This window comes from Hoylesella nanceiensis DSM 19126 = JCM 15639 (assembly GCF_000379965.1).
Classification (GTDB): Bacteria; Bacteroidota; Bacteroidia; order Bacteroidales; family Bacteroidaceae; genus Prevotella; species Prevotella nanceiensis.
Genome location: NZ_KB904331.1, coordinates 201,365 through 219,130 on the forward strand (window position 1 = coordinate 201,365; position 17,766 = coordinate 219,130).

Genomic DNA, 17,766 nt, shown 5'->3' on the forward strand with positions numbered 1-17,766 from the left:
CAAAATAAGCATTTTTACGCTCAAAAAAGCAGTGAATTATTCGAAAAAAGAGATGAAAATGCGGTGCAAATACTCAGGGAAAAGTAAGCGTATAAAGTGTTAAAACAGCGCATTTTACAAGTCATTGAATTATATTCAATTAGGTTTAACAATTCGAAGAGAGTCTTGAGTGTTAAAAAATTTTGATATTTCGATTTATTTTTGTTACTTTGCATGCAAAGAATAATTAATTATTAATCAACACATATTATGCAAATTAAGCTTCATCTAGCGATTTTTGCTCTTTGTTACTCACCATTTGTGATGGCTCAAAACACGAATGATGACAAGCAAAAGAGCCAAACATCAAGCGCCAACGAAGCGGCTTTTACTTTTACAGAAGCCCAATTAGGAGAAAATGAAAACATGTCGCAAAATGTAACCATTATCAATTCTGGTACCAATCTTTATGCGTCTCAAGTAGGATTCTTATTCTCTCCTGTGAGATTTCGTTACAGAGCACTCAACCAAAAGTATAATGAAGTATACGTAAATGGTGCTCCTGCCAACGATATTGAAAGCGGACAATTCCGTTTCTCACATGTAGGTGGACTCAATCAACAAACAAAAAATGCTGATTTTGCTTTACCTTTCGAATCGAACAGCTTTACAATGCCAGATATGGCAGGCTCTAATAACTATGATTTCCGCCCCGCAAATCAAGCAGCTGGTCATAGATTTACATTAGGAGGAGCCAACCGTAACTACACACTTCGTGGTATGTACACTTACAATAGTGGCTTAAACAAAAACGGATGGGCATTCTCTGGAAACCTAACTTATCGTTGGGCGAAAGAAGGTTATATAGAAGGAACATTCTATAACGCTCTTTCTTATTTCTTCGGAGTACAAAAAGTGTTCGGCAATAAAGACAAACATTCTATCGCATTCAGCACTTGGGGTAACCCAACAGAACGTGCTTCACAAGGCGCAGCCACTGATGAAAGCTACTGGATTGCTAACGATCGCTACTATAACCCATATTGGGGATACCAAAATGGCAAGAAAAGAAATTCACGAATTGTGAACGATTTCGCTCCATCTGCTGTACTTACATGGGACTGGAAGATTACTGATGACATGAAGCTTACTACTTCTGTTTTGGGAAAATACAGCATGTATAAGAGCACAAAGCTAAACTATAACAACAGCGATAACCCACAACCAGACTATTGGAAGATGCTTCCAAGTAGCTATTATGATGTGTTCGATGCTTCAAGCACCCAATTTAGAACAGATCAAAGCTTAGCTGATTGGAAGACTGCATATAACTATTTAACTGCATCTAAGGCTAATCGCCAAATCAATTGGGATCGTTTATACCAAGCAAACATCAATGCAAACGCTCAAGGAGTAGACGCTATGTATTTCATTCAAGCAAGAAGAAACGATGCATTTACACTCTCTTTGGCTTCAACTCTTAACGCACACTTAGACAAAAAGTCTGCTTGGAACCTTGGATACATCTTTGTTACTAACAATACTCGCCATTATCAAACAATGGAAGACTTGTTAGGTGCAACCTCATATCACAACGTAAATACCTATGCTATTGGTACTTACGCACCTACTTCTAACCAAGTTCAATACGACTTGAACAACCCTAACGCTAAAGTTGGTAAGGGAGACGTATTTGGTTACGACTATAATATCCTTATAAATAAAGCACAAGCGTGGACAAGCTACAGCCGTTTGGTTGGTCGTTTCAACCTTATGGGTGCTGCAAGAATAGGCGGTGTGAGCATGCAACGTGATGGAAAGATGCGCAATGGTTTGTTCGAAGCAAACTCATACGGCAAGAGTGGTGTTGCAAGATTCCTTGAAGGTGGAGCTAAAGTGGCTATCAATTACAGCGCAGGACGTGGTCATACATTCTCTGTTGGCGCAGGTTATCAATACAATGCACCAACAGCAGCTGTATCTTTCGCTGCTCCTGAAATGAATAACGACTTCGCTTTAAATCTAAAGAACGAACGAGTACTTAGCACCGACTTTGCTTATCAATATCAATCTGCAAGAGTTCACATCAATCTTAATGCTTATTACAATGCGATAAACAATGTCACAGAGTGGCAAAACTTCTACTTTGATGATATCAACTCTTTCTCTTACGTTTCTATAACAGGCGGAAAGAAGGCTTATTATGGCGTAGAAGCAGCTCTTAAGTATAAAGTGAACAGCACATTCGATATCAAGTTACTTGGTACTGTTAGTGAAGCTAAGAACACAAACGATGCAAATGTAAACTATCTTAATTCAACTCAAGGAGTATATAACGAAGACAAGCTATTAAATAAGGATATGCGTGAGTCTGGAACTCCATTAACTGCAGCTAGTGCAATATTGAGTTATCACAAGAAGGGTTGGTTTATTGACTTAGCAGGAAATTACTATGACCGCATTTATTTAGGTTACTCACCTTATTATAGATATAAGAGCGTGGGCGAAAAACGTGGAAACGTGGATAGTAATGGAAACGTATTGCGTCTTGCTCAAGAGAAAGGTAAAGGCGGATTTATGCTAGATGCATCTATTGGTAAGAGCATTTATCTAAAGAAAGGTTCGTTGTCTATCAACCTAATGCTTACCAATGTTCTCAACAACCAAAATATTGTTACAGGTGGTTACGAACAAAGTCGTTCAGACTTCACCGCTTCTGGAAACGCAAGAGCCTACAAGTTCTCTCGTAATCCTAAGAAATACTATGCTTACGGAACCAACGGTATGCTTAATATCACATATAAATTCTAAATTCATTGCACAATGAAAAATTTAAAATATATCATTATTGCACTTGTTTGTATCGGTCTTTCAAGTTGTATGAACAACGATTGGGATACTCCACAAACAACCAATGCATACGGAAATAACAGCATAACAGAATCAAATGTTATTACTATTGCAAGTTTAAAGACAACCTATGCGTCTGCAATTAGCGCAACTCAAAATAGTTATCAGCTAATAGAAGACAACATTCAAATAAAAGGTCGCATCACAGGAAACGACATCGAAGGTAACATCTTTAATAATGTTGCAATTGAAGATGGCAGCGGCTCTATTCTAATAGGTATCGCTCAAGGTGGTTTATTCGGCTATCTTCCTGTTGGACAAGAAATCATCGTCAACCTAAAAGGTTTGTACATTGGTAGCTATGGACAACAAGCTCAGATCGGAACTCCATACACTAACCCACGAGGAGCAACCTATGTAAGTAGAATGAACCGTTTCTTATGGAACGATCACTTTAAGCTTATTGGCAAAGCAGATGCTACTAGCGTTACAGCAGAAGAGTTCGATGTTACAAGAATTAATGATGCTAGCTACCTTGAAAGCAACAGCGGTAAGCTAATGACAATAAAAAATGTGAGCTTTGAAGGCGCAGACGGTAAGAAAGTGTTTGCTACTGAGTCTGAAAAAGATGCTGCTAACAGCGTAAACAGAGCACTTATAGGCATCAATTCTAATCAACTTGTAGTGAGAACAAGTACTTATGCAGATTTCGCTGCATTGCCTCTTCCTACAGGACGAGTAAACATTACAGGAATCTTCACACGCTTCCGCAATACATGGCAAATCCTTATTCGCCAAAAGAGTGATATTCAAACAATTCAATAAGAAATATAATACAAAACAAAATGAAAAAGTTCTTTTATTTAATGATGGCTTTTGCTGTTACAGCAAGCACATTAACAAGTTGTGAGGATGTACCTTCTCCTTATGATAATCCTAATAATAAAAAGCAAGAAGTTACTCCTTCTCAAGCAAATGGCTCAGGAACAGAAGCTGATCCATACAACGTTGCTGCATTAAATGCACACTTAAAGAGCTTGAAAGCAGACGTTAATACAGAAGAAATCTTCGTTAAAGGTAAGGTAGTTTCTATCAAAGAGCTTCAAACAAGCGGCTTCGGTAATGCTACATATTTTATCTCTGACGATGGAACAGCAACAGGACAACTTTACATTTATAGAAGCTTAGACCTTGACAACAAGAAGTTTACTGATGCAAATGCTATTAAAGTGGGTGACGAAGTGGTTATCCGTGGTCAGTTTGTAAACTACAAAGGTAACACACCTGAGACCGTTCCAAACAAGAGTTACTTGTATTCTATCAACGGAAATAAGCAACATGGCACCACTCCTACAACTCCAACAACTAAGGTTGGTGAAGGAACTGAAGCGTCTCCATATAACGTTGCTACAATGGTTGCACATCTTACATCTTTAAAAGCTGACTCTGCTACAGCAGAAACGTTCGTTAAAGGTAAGATTGTTTCTATCAAAGAGCTTCAAACAAGTGGCTTTGGTAATGCTACATATTTTATCTCTGACGATGGAACTGCAACAGGACAACTTACTATTTTCAGAAGCTTAGACCTTGATAACAAGAAGTTTACTGATGCAAATGCTATTAAGGTAGGTGACGAAGTGGTTATCCGTGGTCAGTTTGTAAACTACAAAGGCAACACACCTGAGACCGTTACAAACAAGAGTTACTTGTATTCTATCAATGGAAAGAAACAACATGATAGCAATCCAACACCAACTCCTCCAACACCAGCAGCAGAAGCTGTTGTAATTAGCGGTAACACTCTTACATTAAACAACACTACTGCAACTGCAGGAACAGAAACATTGAATGTTGATTTGAACGCTATTGGTCTTACAGAAACAAACGATTTGAGCAACATTACATTGAGTGACGGTTCTGTTTTATCTTTCTCTGCAAACGGACAAACAACAACTCCTAAGTTCTTTGCTAAGTCAAAAGGTATTAGACTTTATGCGAATAACACCTTCACACTTAAAGGTAAGAAGGCAATTGCTAAGATTGTGATTACTTGTGATGTGTACCAAGGAACTAATTACACAGGTAATACAACTGCAACTGTTTCATTTACAGGTAATGACGCTACTTACACTAACACTCTTGTAGGTGCAACTAAGGGCGGAGTTCAATTGAGACTTCAATCAATTTCAATTACTTACGTTCAATAAAAAGTGCATTTTATTTGGCCAATTGCAAAAAGATTAGTAAATTTGCACACTCATTACAGAGTATAATTTATAAATAACAATAAAGTAAAATGAAAAAAGGTATTCATCCAGACAACTATCGTCCCGTCGTATTTAAAGATATGTCCAACGGCGATATGTTCCTTACAAAGTCTACATGTAAAGCAAATGAGACTGTAGAATTTGAAGGTGAGACTTATCCAGTGGTTAAGATTGAAATCTCAAGTACATCACATCCTTTCTATACAGGAAAGAGCAAGCTTGTCGATACAGCTGGTCGTGTTGATAGATTCATGAACCGTTACGGTAAGATTAACAAATAATATATCTTTTACAGAATATATTTAACGACATTTTAGCATGGATATAGTGTAGTTGCATATACACTATTCCATGCTATTTTTTTTGAAATAAAACCACGATTAGAGCGGTTTTAGGTAACCAGGAAACACCAATAAGCCCTTTTCGATAAAGGTTTTCAAACTTCAATACTATTTTTTTATACTTACGAGCAATGTTGCTTTGAAAAAAATAAGCATCAAAGCAAGAACAAAAAGCATTAATATTGTGAGATAAAAGTAATGCTATTGCGCCCTAAAAGCATTGATATTACATTGCAAGAGCAATGAGATTGCGACAAGCAAACATAAAAAATTGCGCTCATTGCAATCGAAAAAGTAATAAAAACGAGAGACATTCGTTATTAAAAGAGATTGAACAGGATTTAGATACACAGAAAACATTAATACAAAATGAAAAAAATATTATTTAAAACAGGTGCAATTCTGCTTCTTTTAGGTGCTTTGCACTCATGTAGTAAGGACGATGTTGTAGACAACTCGAGCAAAAATACTCAAGGAGAAAGCAACAGTAACCCTACAACTATATCGAAAGATTATGCTCGTTTAGAGTTTCCTAAGATAAAAAACACTGCCAACAACAAGGTACTTATCTACAAAACGACCAACGGAGAGGTAAATTATTGCGTAGAATGGGATACCAATAAGAAGTCGCAAAGATGGAGTTGCTATCAGATGTATCGTTCTAATTTAACGAAAAACACCAATCGTTATTACACAAGTGACTACAGATATCAATACCCTTACGATCCTTCTCTACCCTCGCAGTTCACTATTACGCCCGATCCTTATAGAGGTTCAGGATACGATCACGGCCATATTTGCCCTTCTGCAGATAGACTTAACAACAAAGAGGCACAATATCAAACCTTCTATATGACCAATATGCAACCTCAAAAGCATGATTTCAATGCAGGGGTTTGGCTCGAAATGGAAAACAAAGTACGCAACTGGGCTACCAAAAATAATTATAATTTTGCCGACACTCTTTATGTTTGTAAGGGTGGAACCATCGATAATAGTGCACAATATACCACAACAGGCAAGGGAATGGTTGTGCCAAGCTACTTCTTTATGGCTATCCTTAGAGTGAAAAATGGCGTATACAATGCCGTAGGATTCTGGGTTAAGCACGAGAATAACAAGGATAATAAATTGGCAAAATATGCTGTTTCGATTAAAGAATTAGAAGAAAAGACTGGCATAGACTTCTTTTGTAATCTGCCAGACAACATAGAACGCACAGTTGAAGCTGTGCCTGTAAACAACAATTTGTGGGATCTAAAATAATAACAACACAAAGACTGCTGTTTTTGCTCCATGCATTTACAGCAGTTTTTTTATTATCTCTACTCAAAAGAGGCAGCTTTTCGTCTTCCTTTTCTATCTTTCTTCAATGAAAAAGCACTCCTATTCCGCTCTCCCTTCTATCCTTTTTTAGAGAAATAAAAACCTTCTTCACCCTCAATAATCAAAGATGATAAAGTGAAAAGCATTCCTTTTCAACCTTCCTCCCTACTCTTTTTCTGCAAAAGAATACTCTATTCAACTTCTATAAACAAAGAGAATAAAAACGATAAACATTCTTATTCCACCTTCTTTTCTATCCTTCGTCAATAAAAGAATATCCTTCGCCTAACTCAAGAGTCAGCAGAAATAAAGCCCAAAACATTCTTATACCACCTTCTTTTTCACCCTCTTTCAACGAAAGAACACTCTCCCTCTATCCCAACAAGCAAAGAGAATAAATAAAAAAGCCCCTTCTGATTTAGAAAAGAGCACAAAACAGTTCATATAAAAAAGCATATAGCCACTTCAATTTAAAGTTCTTACATTTAAAAGCCAGAACCCTTTCAAATATATACAAAAGAAATAGGCACAGAAGAGAGAGTTTTCTGCGCCTACACCATTTACATACATTATAATAAGAGCTTTATTATCCTGACGCTCTTTTCACTAAAACTAACTTTTTACTTTATCATTTTAATCGTTCTACTATATCCGTATCTCCTATAATCGAAATCATCTGTTTCATTATAACCTTCCATTTCTCCCGAAAAAGTGCGGTCATTTAATTGTAAATCATCATAATCGATTCTCATCGTAAATACATTTCCATTTTCCTTCTTATAGCTTATCACAATGTCAAGAGTAGCATAATCTATATTCCAAGTAAAGCTTCTTGACGATACTACGCTGTTATTTTGATAATCAATCTGTGTTCCTTCTCCGTAAGTTGCATTCGACTTCGCTTGTCTGAATGTTATTTCTGTGTTCAACATATCGGTCAACGTTTGGCCATTTTCTTTATATTTCACCTTGGTTTGACCACGCCATGTACCTCGTAATACATTCGACATTTGTACAGCTGTAGGCAAATTTGCAGAGTTATTACGATTATGATCACCATAGTAGTTACCATCGTAGTAGCCATCATAATAATCATTGTCGCACGAAGTAAACCCTATCGCCGCAATAGTCATCATAAATGAGACTAGAAAACCATTGACCCTTTTCATAAACCTTAACTATGTTTTGTTACTATTCATTTTCTTCGATACAAGAAACATATCTTTTTCATTGCTATTGCTAACGAACAGATAATTGTTCTCATAACTTTACGATTGCAAAATTACAGCATTCCAAGTCACTTCCAAATGTAAATTCCCTACACTTCGATAGGTTTTTCCCTATTCTTGATAGGAACCCACAGAACACAAGGGTATTGCTTTATTCTTTTTTAAAGTAGAAAAACGTGTAAAAGCAGTGCTTTTTAGCTGATTTGGCATTATCTTTGCACTATAATTAATAAGTAAAATTAAATCATATATAATAAAAGAAAGTATGAAGACAGTATATAACTACAGCGTAAAAGATCGTAAAGGGGTAGAAGTTTCATTGAAAGAATATAAAAACGAAGTTCTTCTTATCGTTAATACAGCAACAGAATGTGGTTTTACTCCACAATATACAGAGCTAGAAGAACTATATAAGAAATACAGAAAAGAAGGTTTTGTAGTATTAGATTTCCCTTGTAACCAGTTTGGAGGACAGGCTCCAGGAACCGATGAGGCAATTCATGAGTTCTGTAAGCTAAACTTTGGTACCGATTTTCCACGTTTCAAAAAGATCAAAGTAAACGGAGATGACGCTGAGCCATTATACAAGTTCCTTAAAGAAGAAAAGGGTTTTGCTGGTTGGGACGAGCAACATGAGCTTACACCGATATTAGAAAAGATGCTTTCTGAGGCCGATCCAGACTATAAGAGCAAATCAGATATCAAATGGAATTTCACTAAATTCCTTATAAACAAACAAGGAGAAGTTGTTAAACGCTTTGAACCAACAACAAGTTGTGCTGTTATTGCAGAAGAAATTGAAAAGCTTTTAGCAGAATAACAACAAGCGTTTACAGTCAAACAACGTAACAACAGAAAAGCAAGAACAAGCTGTCCGCCAATCATTTAGTGATTTTAAAGGGCATTAGTTCTACCTTATTATATAACACAATCAAAACAAACAATATTATGTCAACAAGAGAATACACTCGTTGCGCTATCATCGGAAGTGGTCCAGCGGGCTATACTGCAGCCATTTATGCAGGTAGAGCCAACCTTAATCCAATCGAATTCTGTGGCATTCAGCCTGGAGGTCAGTTAACACAAACAACAGATATAGAGAACTTTCCAGGCTATCCTGAAGGTGTCGACGGCAATCTTATGATGCAAGACCTACGCAAGCAGGCTGAAAGATTTGGCGCAGACATTCGTGATGGCGAAATAACTAAGGTCGATTTCACACAAAAACCATACATACTTACAACCGATAGAGGTGATGAAATAGAAGCAGAAACAGTGATTATTGCCACTGGTGCAAGTGCAAAATATTTGGGATTGCCAGACGAAACCAAATATAATGGCCGTGGAGTGAGTGCTTGTGCCACTTGTGATGGATTCTTCTATCGCAAAAAAGTAGTTGCAGTTGTAGGCGGTGGAGACACTGCTTGCGAAGAAGCTATCTACCTTTCAGGACTTGCAAGCAAGGTTTATATGATCGTTCGTAAAGACTATTTGCGTGCATCTGACGTGATGCGTCAACGTGTTATGCAAAACGAAAAGATCGAAGTGCTATTCGAACACAATGCAGAAGGACTCTATGGAGAAGATGGAGTTGAAGGAGTTCACCTCGTAAAACGCCTTGGTGAGGCCGATGAAACACATTATGACCTTCCAATTGATGGTTTCTTCTTGGCTATTGGACACAATCCTAACTCTAAAGTGTTTAGCCATGCTATCGAAACCGACGAGCAAGGATTCATCAAAACACAAGGAAACACACCTAAAACAAACGTAGAAGGCGTGTTTGCAGCAGGCGATGTTGCCGACAACACCTATCGTCAAGCAGTTGTAGCAGCAGGCTCTGGCTGTAAAGCAGCAATGGAAGCAGAACGCTATTTAACTACAATCAATAAGTAAGAAAGACATTTTCTGAATATAAGAAGAAGGCACTCTAATGATGTTTTATGCATCGTTAGAGTGCTTTTTTATGTCTTTCGCTTTCACCTTCATTGCCTTTGCAAGAAGATAGTTTGTAACTTGAGGTATAATATCAATACTTTTACAATGCAAAAGCGATGCTATTAGAATGAAAAAGAATAGCTATTACCAACTAAAAGCAATGTTTTTACAAAAGGAGCAGAATGTATAAAAATACAATTCAAAGAGATTTTGTCTAATAAAATGAATTCACTTACAAGATAAAATCAACACTTCGATCCCATTTTCTCACCTGAAAAGGAAACAAGAAGAGCGAGTTTGAGTTGATTTTACGACATTATTTTGAGCGTTTGAGCATGTAGAAACCAAGAAACGACAAGGCTCCATTCATCAATAACAACTCGTATCCAAACTTATATCCCCACCAATTTTCAGACACATAGCTCAAAGTCCAACATAAACAAGGTGCCAAAATGGCAACATAAGGCACAAAACGATCGTGCAGTTTGTGGCGAGTAAAGAGTCCAAAGGCAAACAATCCCAACAAAGGACCATAGGTGTAAGCACACATTATATAGATAGCATCGATGGCACTTGTGTTGTTTAACGCCTTAAAAATCAAGATAAACAGAGCAAAAACAACAGCCATAGCGATGTGAACACGCTTTCTAAACGATTCGTTTTCGGGCTTATTGCACACGTCTATACACATAGTTGTGGTGAGAGCAGTAAGCGCAGAGTCGGCACTTGAGAACGAAGCAGCAATAATTCCGATAGAAAACAGAACCAATACCAGCTGACCCAGGTTGCCTGTTGCTGCAAACATAGGTAACAATTCGTCTCCTGCTTTTGGCAAAGCAATGCCTTGTTGGGTGGCAAGAAGCGACAAAAGAACTCCCAAAAACAAGAATAAAAAGTTGGTAGGAAGGAATGCTAATCCATAAGTACACATATCTTTCTGAGCCTCTTTCAACGATTTACAGGTCAAATTCTTCTGCATCATATCTTGATCTAAGCCCGTCATCACCACCACAATGAATGCTCCACTAAAGAATTGTTTCCAAAAATATTGAGTAGACGATGCGTCATTCCATTCAAATATCTTACTTCTTGGGTCGCTCCATACCGTTGTTATTGCCTCAGACATACTCATTCCCAAAGCATCTACAACGCCATAAATAATTAATATTAAAGCCGTTAGCATGCAGAAAGTCTGAAAGACATCTGTAAATACAAGGGTTTTAATTCCTCCTCGATAAGTATAAAGCCATATTAATAGCACCATTACGAGCACAGTTACATAGAATGGTATTCCCAAAGCATTGAGAACAAACTGCTGAAGAATGATGCAAACAACATAAAAGCGTATGGCAGAGCCTATCATTTTTGCCAATAAAAAGAATATTGCACCCGTTTTATAGGCATAAACACCGAACCTTTGCTCTAAAAAAGAATAGATGGTGGTGAGATTTAAGCGATAGTATACGGGCAAAAGCACGAAAGAAACCAACACATATCCCACGATAAAACCCATGCAAGTCTGCAAATAAGTCATCGAAATCTTATTCACCATTCCTGGAACTGAAACGAAAGTAACCCCCGAAATCGAGGCTCCAATCATTCCAAAAGCCACCATATACCAAGGAGAAGTGTTATTCGCCTTAAAAAAAACACCATTAGTTGCCTTGCGTGTAGTTAGTTTACTGATGAGCAAGAGCACGGTAAAATAAACAAAAAGAGTTAATAATATAGCCATACTTGCATACAAAGGTAAGGCATTCTATTTGTTTATAAATACAAAAGATCGAATATTTATGCGTTGAAATATGCAAAAAACTAGTTTTTTTCGCTAACTTTGCAATAATAGGATAATGGCAAATACAATATTTTCAACTCAAAACAACAAAGGAAAAGGATAACAAATATATTTAAAATCTTTGCTTTTAAAATTCCTATTTGTAAGTATTCACAATTTAAAAAGATGTAGTATGAGCAAACAAAAAAGGTTCTATCTATCTGAAAAAGAGCTTCCTACACAATGGTATAACATTCAAGCCGATTTAAAGACGAAGCCTCTTCCCCTGCTTAATCCACAAACTAAAGAGCCAATGGGTGTTGAAGATTTGGCACATATATTCTCTTTAGAATGTAGTAAACAAGAACTTGATTTCACAAATAGCTGGATTGATATTCCAGAAGAAGTGCTCGATAAATATAAATTCTACAGATCTACACCTCTTGTGCGTGCTTATGCATTGGAAAAAGCCTTAGATACACCTGCACATATATACTTTAAGAATGAAAGTGTAAACCCTTTGGGTTCTCATAAGGTGAATTCGGCTATTCCACAATGCTATTATTGCAAGCAAGAGGGCACAACTAACGTTACAACTGAAACAGGAGCGGGTCAATGGGGTGCTGCTTTAAGCTATGCAGCAAGCCTTTTTGGATTGTCGGCAGCAGTGTATCAGGTGAAAGTTAGTATGCAACAAAAGCCCTATCGCAGTAGTATTATGCGCACTTTCGGGGCTGAAGTAACTGGTTCTCCATCAATGTCGACTCGTGCAGGTAAAGATATTATCACCCGAGATCCACGCCATCCCGGCACATTAGGTACGGCAATATCAGAAGCTATTGAGCTTGCTACCACCACACCAAATTGTAAATACACTTTAGGTTCGGTGCTTAACCATGTCACTCTACATCAAACTATTATCGGATTAGAGGCTGAAAAGCAGATGGAAATGGCGGGAGAATATCCTGATAAAATTATTGCTTGCTTCGGAGGAGGTAGTAACTTTGGTGGACTTGCATTCCCATTTATGCGCCATACCCTTCTTTCTGGCAAGAAAACTGAGTTTATTGCGGCTGAACCAGAGAGCTGTCCAAAACTAACTCGTGGTAAGTTTGAATACGATTTTGGCGATGAAGCTGGCTATACGCCTCTTCTTCCAATGTATACTCTAGGGCATGACTTCAAACCTGCAAACATTCACGCTGGCGGTTTGCGCTATCATGGAGCAGGAACGCTTGTTTCTCAGCTTATAAAAGATGGATTGATGCGAGGAGAAGACATTCCACAGTTAGAGTCTTTCGATGCAAGTATGCTCTTTGCACGTACCGAAGGAATCATTCCTGCGCCTGAAAGTGGGCATGCAATTGCCGCTACTATTCGTGAAGCTATTAAGTGCAAAGAATGCGGAGAGGCTAAAGTTCTATTATTTAACCTATCTGGTCATGGTCTAATCGATATGACTGCATACGAAAGTTATCTAAATGGTGACTTGCAAAACTATAGCATCTCGGACGAAGAAATCAGTAATTCATTGAAAGATGTACCTAAAGTTGAGTTTTAATAACTCTTCTTTTATCACATAAAAAGCAATAGTGTTAGACACATTGGGCAATCCAATTGTCTAACACTATTTTTCTTTTACACCTTAATATATATGGGCTAACAACAGAATGACTTAGCTCTTTTCTATCGATTGTAGCACCTCTACCGCCTTATTCACTGTTGGAACATCTGCAATAGTAACCATTCTAAGTCCTTTATGCTCCTTTATATTGCAGCTTCGAGGGTTGTTTCCCACGTAATTAATAAGCCTTCCGAATGCCTCACTCTTATAATATGCACTGTTAGTGTTGCCCACTAGCTGCAAATTCATGCGTCCTTGACGAAGTATGATCTTTTCAATTCCCATGTTCTTTCCTAGTCTTCGCAAGGCAACAACATTCATCAATTCTTCTGCTTGATGTGGAATTTCACCAAAACGGTCTAATAATCGCTGTTTATAGGCATGTAAAGCGTCGTCCGACTCGATATTATCTAATTCTCGATAAAGCAACATTCGCTCGCTACTTCCAGGCACATAGCTATCTGGGAAGTACATTTCTAGGTCAGAATCCACCGCACAATCTTCCACAAAGTCACTCGCTTTAATGGCTTCTCCTGCATCGATTTGCTCCTGATATAAATCGAAGAACTCATCATTCTTTAGCTCTGTAACAGCCTGAGTCAATATTTTTTGATAGGTTTCGTAACCCAAATCTTCTATAAAACCGCTTTGTTCAGAGCCAAGAAGATTGCCCGCACCTCGTATATCCAAGTCTTGCATCGACAAACTAAAGCCACTTCCCAATTCAGAAAAGGTCTCTAAAGCCTCTAACCTGCGTCTTGCATCTTGCTTAAGTAGGCTCTTTGGGGGCGCAAGAAGATAACAAAAGGCCTTTCGATTACTTCTTCCTACACGTCCACGCATTTGATGTAGGTCGGATAAACCGAAGCGATGCGCATCATTTATGATGATAGTGTTGGCATTAGAGATATCTATTCCACTCTCAATGATGGTTGTTGAGAGCAAAACATCATAATCATGATTCATAAAGCCCATAATGATTTGCTCTAATTCTTCAGGCTGCATGCGTCCATGCCCTATCGCAACACGACAATCGGGGATATATTTTAAGATGAGATTCGATAGCTCTTGCAAGTTACTTATGCGGTCGTTCACGAAATATACTTGTCCATTACGACTCATTTCGAAGTTTATTGCATCTCGAATAACATCTGACGAGAACTCAGAAAGCTCCGTATGAATAGGATAACGGTTAGGAGGTGGAGTGCGAATGATACTCATGTCTCTTGCTCCCATTAACGAAAACTGAAGTGTTCGTGGTATAGGTGTGGCCGACATCGTGAGTGTATCGACGTTAGTTTTAATGGTTCTAAGCTTTTCTTTCACCGAAACGCCAAACTTTTGCTCTTCATCTATAATCAAAAGACCTAAGTCATGCCACTTAACTGTTTTGCTAATGAGTTTATGAGTGCCTATAAGTATGTTTAAATCGCCCTTCTCTAGGTCGGCAAGAACTTGCTTTGTTTGCTTTGCTGTGCGTGCTCTTGAAAGATAATCTACCTTTACTGGCAAGCCTTTTAAGCGTGAACTAAAGCTTTGAAAGTGCTGATATGCCAACACAGTTGTAGGCACTAGCACCGCAACTTGTTTGTTGTCGCAAGCCGCTTTGAATGCTGCTCGAATGGCAACTTCGGTCTTTCCGAACCCAACATCACCGCAAACGAGTCGATCCATGGGTCTTCCGCTCTCCATATCGGCTTTAACTTCTTGAGTAGCCCTTAGCTGATCGGGTGTATCTTCATATAAAAAGCTGGCTTCAAGCTCATGTTGTAGGAACGAATCGACGCTAAAAGCAAAGCCTTTTTCATGTCTTCTCTTGGCATAAAGCTTAATCAAATCACGAGCAATGTCTTTTATTCGCTTCTTAGTTCGCTCTTTAATACGTTCCCAAGCACCTGTTCCTAAGGTAGAAAGGCGTGGTGGTTGCTCTGTATCTCCACGTTTATACTTGCTGATTTTATAGAGAGAATGAATCGAAATATCTACTTTATCATTGTTATTGTAAATGATTCGAATCATTTCTTGATAGCTTTCGCCACTTGGAACACGCACTAATCCACCAAATTTACCTATTCCAAAGTCCACATGAACAATGAAATCACCTGGTTCCATCTCCTGTAATTCCTTTAAAGTCAATGCCATTTTACCTGAACGGGCGCTATCTGACTTCAAATTATACTTGTGGAAACGATCGAATATCTGATGATCTGTAAAGAAACAAACCCCTAAATCATTATCAATAAAGCCCTCATGAATAGTCTTATCCACTGAGATAAAGTCTAATTTCTTTATCTCTGACACCTTAACCGTTTCGTTTTTCTCATTTACTTCGCTATTCAATATATCATATAAACGCTGCTGTTGCTTGGCACTATCAGCAAAGATATAGAGCTTATAGCCTTTTAATAGAAAGTCTTCGAAGGTCTTTTTCAACAATTCGAAGTTCTTATGAAAGAGCGGTTGAGGTGTTATATTGAACTCGATAGTGGCATTTGGGATAGCAACAGGAGACGAACCAAACTCAATTCGCTTTACTTTCGAAATATCATCAACAAACATCGAAGCACTACATAATATGTTTTCACGACACAATTCACGCTGTATTTCAGCTTGTTCTTGCTCTGTTGCGCCCGAAAGACGCTCTGTTATAGCGGCAGAAGTAAAACCTTCACGATAGATATTATCTATTGTTTGATGCACAAACGATTGGTCTTTCATTGCCACAATAGCCCCTTGGGGCAAGAAACGCAATAAAGGTACTCGCTCATTAGTCTCTGTTGACAATTCAGGTAATATCTCAATACTTTCCTTTTTATCACGAGATAGCTGACTTTCGATATCGAATGTGCGGATAGAATCTACCTCATCGCCAAAGAAATCGACACGATAAGGATATTCATGAGAAAACGAATAGATGTCTAAAAGACTGCCTCTTATAGCAAATTGACCTGGTTCATAAACGTAATCACATTCGTTAAAGCCCAATTCTAATAGCCTTTTACGCAGTTCTACAAGGTCTATTACCTGCGAAACAGCCACTTTCACCACCTTATCGCTTATCAATTGCTTCGAAACCACCATCTCTGCAATGGCTTCGGGATAGCTAACGATAAACAAAGCCTGCTTATTGAGGGTGTCAGAGCTTTCTTTTGCCGATAGAGTTGCAAGTACTTCGGTTCGCAAAATCTCACTTGCGGGATCGTGTTGACCATATTTCACAGCCCTTCTGTATGATGATGGAAAGAACATTACTTGCTCTTTACCCATTATTTGCGCTAAATCGTTATAGAAATAGCCTGCTTCGTCGGCATCAGAAAGAATAAAAACAAATACTTGTTGTGCTTTTGGCGCAACCGAAGCAAATAGCAATGGAACTGCAGATGCTTTGATGTTTTTTAGCCAAATGGTGTTTGTTGCGTTATCACTGAGTGTCTTACGTAGGGCAATAGCTTGTGGCAAAGCCCCATATAGTGTAGCTATGTCGCTAAGTTTCATTAAATACTACTATTTAAAACAATAATGTTTATAAAAGAAAAGGGCATGAATCGAGTTTGTCGATTCATGCTTATTATTGCTATTAATGGCTTATCTTGGGATATTTTCTAAACCAACCGTCCCATCGAAGGCGCATCACTCCAAAGAAAGCTTCACCAAATATGCCTCCGCTCATTTTGCTAACACCTTCTTGTCGATTCACAAATACAACAGGAACTTCTTTTATTTTGAATCCAATTTTATAGGCTGTATATTTCATTTCGATTTGAAATCCATAGCCTTTAAATCTTACTTGGTCTAAAGGAATAGTTTCTAACACCTTTCTTCGATAGCATTTAAAGCCCGCAGTAGTGTCGTGTACCTTAAAACCAGTGATGAAACGAACATATTTCGATGCGAAATAGCTCATCAACACTCGTCCTATTGGCCAGTTCACAACGTTCACTCCACTTACATATCGTGAGCCAATTGCTACATCATAGCCTTCTTGTGCGCATGCATTGTATAGTCGTGGAAGATCGGAAGGAGCGTGACTAAAATCGGCATCCATTTCAAATACATAGTCGTAGTTGTTTTCTAATGCCCATTTAAAGCCTGTTATGTAGGCTGTTCCTAATCCTAATTTACCTTGACGTTCTATCAAAAAGAGTCGATCTGCAAACTCTTCGGCTTGCAAACGTTGAACAATTGATGCGGTTCCGTCGGGACTTCCATCGTCAATTATCAATATATGAAAACATTTTTCCAATGCAAATACTGCTCGAATGATGTTTTCTACATTCTCCTTTTCATTATAAGTGGGAATGATTACAATGCTGTCGCTTTGATTCATACACATAACTATATTATGCAAAGTTAGCGTTTTTTATTGAGAACCACCATCTTTAAGTTCTTTTTTACGTACTTGTAACAAGAAAAAAGAGAATATGTTGTTCATAAACAT

The 17,766-nt window shown here is 38.0% G+C and carries 12 protein-coding genes; 8 read left to right on the forward strand and 4 right to left on the reverse strand.

The genetic code is table 11. The annotated features are described in order from the left end of the window. The first annotated feature begins 249 nt into the window (after positions 1-249). From A3GM_RS0106960 to A3GM_RS0106985, 5 genes are all read left to right on the forward strand, one after another. Positions 250-2,790: a TonB-dependent receptor gene (locus tag A3GM_RS0106960; protein WP_018362670.1), complete on the forward strand. Its 2,541-nt coding sequence runs from the start codon at positions 250-252 to the stop codon at positions 2,788-2,790. A 12-nt stretch (positions 2,791-2,802) separates the two neighbouring features. Beyond that, positions 2,803-3,654, forward strand: coding sequence for a DUF5689 domain-containing protein (locus A3GM_RS0106965; RefSeq protein ID WP_018362671.1), 852 nt, complete (start codon positions 2,803-2,805; stop codon positions 3,652-3,654). A gap of 20 nt (positions 3,655-3,674) precedes the next feature. Beyond that, positions 3,675-5,036: an OB-fold nucleic acid binding domain-containing protein gene (locus A3GM_RS0106970; protein ID WP_018362672.1), complete on the forward strand. Its 1,362-nt coding sequence runs from the start codon at positions 3,675-3,677 to the stop codon at positions 5,034-5,036. Positions 5,037-5,125: 89 nt separating this feature from the next. Beyond that, the gene (locus A3GM_RS0106975; protein ID WP_009227330.1) at positions 5,126-5,377 is read left to right on the forward strand and encodes a type B 50S ribosomal protein L31; all 252 of its coding nucleotides are present in this window, start codon (positions 5,126-5,128) and stop codon (positions 5,375-5,377) included. Between the two features lie 429 nt (positions 5,378-5,806). After that, positions 5,807-6,703, forward strand: a complete 897-nt coding sequence (locus A3GM_RS0106985) for a DNA/RNA non-specific endonuclease (protein WP_018362674.1) — start codon at positions 5,807-5,809, stop codon at positions 6,701-6,703. 680 nt (positions 6,704-7,383) lie between these two features. On the opposite strand, the gene A3GM_RS0106990 is transcribed toward A3GM_RS0106985, so the two are convergent. Further along, positions 7,384-7,932, reverse strand: a complete 549-nt coding sequence (locus tag A3GM_RS0106990) for a hypothetical protein (protein WP_154648119.1) — start codon at positions 7,930-7,932, stop codon at positions 7,384-7,386. Positions 7,933-8,257: 325 nt separating this feature from the next. On the opposite strand from A3GM_RS0106990, the gene A3GM_RS0106995 reads away from it, so the two are divergent. Together A3GM_RS0106995 and trxB are read left to right on the forward strand one after the other, a co-directional pair. Further along, complete coding sequence (locus tag A3GM_RS0106995; protein ID WP_018362676.1) at positions 8,258-8,812, forward strand: glutathione peroxidase; 555 nt, start codon at positions 8,258-8,260, stop codon at positions 8,810-8,812. 128 nt (positions 8,813-8,940) lie between these two features. Further along, positions 8,941-9,888, forward strand: coding sequence for a thioredoxin-disulfide reductase (gene trxB, locus A3GM_RS0107000; protein WP_018362677.1), 948 nt, complete (start codon positions 8,941-8,943; stop codon positions 9,886-9,888). A gap of 358 nt (positions 9,889-10,246) precedes the next feature. Here trxB and A3GM_RS0107005 read toward each other — a convergent pair whose 3' ends face one another. Further along, positions 10,247-11,665: a sodium:solute symporter gene (locus A3GM_RS0107005; protein ID WP_018362678.1), complete on the reverse strand. Its 1,419-nt coding sequence runs from the start codon at positions 11,663-11,665 to the stop codon at positions 10,247-10,249. A gap of 232 nt (positions 11,666-11,897) precedes the next feature. On the opposite strand from A3GM_RS0107005, the gene A3GM_RS0107010 reads away from it, so the two are divergent. Next, a complete protein-coding gene (locus tag A3GM_RS0107010) occupies positions 11,898-13,265 on the forward strand; it encodes a TrpB-like pyridoxal phosphate-dependent enzyme (protein WP_018362679.1) in 1,368 nt (455 codons plus the stop codon). Between the two features lie 114 nt (positions 13,266-13,379). On the opposite strand, the gene mfd is transcribed toward A3GM_RS0107010, so the two are convergent. Both mfd and A3GM_RS0107020 read right to left on the reverse strand, forming a co-directional pair. Continuing rightward, positions 13,380-16,823, reverse strand: coding sequence for a transcription-repair coupling factor (gene mfd, locus A3GM_RS0107015; protein WP_018362680.1), 3,444 nt, complete (start codon positions 16,821-16,823; stop codon positions 13,380-13,382). Positions 16,824-16,905: 82 nt separating this feature from the next. Next, the gene (locus tag A3GM_RS0107020; protein ID WP_018362681.1) at positions 16,906-17,655 is read right to left on the reverse strand and encodes a polyprenol monophosphomannose synthase; all 750 of its coding nucleotides are present in this window, start codon (positions 17,653-17,655) and stop codon (positions 16,906-16,908) included. Between the last annotated feature and the right edge of the window lie 111 nt (positions 17,656-17,766).

Bases quoted from the DNA above. Each gene is read 5' to 3' on its own strand.
- trxB (WP_018362677.1), top strand. From the start codon at position 8,941: ATGTCAACAAGAGAATACACTCGTTGCGCTATCATCGGAAGTGGTCCA.
- A3GM_RS0106965 (WP_018362671.1), top strand. From the start codon at position 2,803: ATGAAAAATTTAAAATATATCATTATTGCACTTGTTTGTATCGGTCTT.
- A3GM_RS0106990 (WP_154648119.1), bottom strand. From the start codon at position 7,932: ATGAAAAGGGTCAATGGTTTTCTAGTCTCATTTATGATGACTATTGCG.
- A3GM_RS0107020 (WP_018362681.1), bottom strand. From the start codon at position 17,655: ATGAATCAAAGCGACAGCATTGTAATCATTCCCACTTATAATGAAAAG.
- mfd (WP_018362680.1), bottom strand. From the start codon at position 16,823: ATGAAACTTAGCGACATAGCTACACTATATGGGGCTTTGCCACAAGCT.
- A3GM_RS0106985 (WP_018362674.1), top strand. From the start codon at position 5,807: ATGAAAAAAATATTATTTAAAACAGGTGCAATTCTGCTTCTTTTAGGT.
- A3GM_RS0106960 (WP_018362670.1), top strand. From the start codon at position 250: ATGCAAATTAAGCTTCATCTAGCGATTTTTGCTCTTTGTTACTCACCA.
- A3GM_RS0106970 (WP_018362672.1), top strand. From the start codon at position 3,675: ATGAAAAAGTTCTTTTATTTAATGATGGCTTTTGCTGTTACAGCAAGC.
- A3GM_RS0107005 (WP_018362678.1), bottom strand. From the start codon at position 11,665: ATGGCTATATTATTAACTCTTTTTGTTTATTTTACCGTGCTCTTGCTC.
- A3GM_RS0106975 (WP_009227330.1), top strand. From the start codon at position 5,126: ATGAAAAAAGGTATTCATCCAGACAACTATCGTCCCGTCGTATTTAAA.
- A3GM_RS0107010 (WP_018362679.1), top strand. From the start codon at position 11,898: ATGAGCAAACAAAAAAGGTTCTATCTATCTGAAAAAGAGCTTCCTACA.
- A3GM_RS0106995 (WP_018362676.1), top strand. From the start codon at position 8,258: ATGAAGACAGTATATAACTACAGCGTAAAAGATCGTAAAGGGGTAGAA.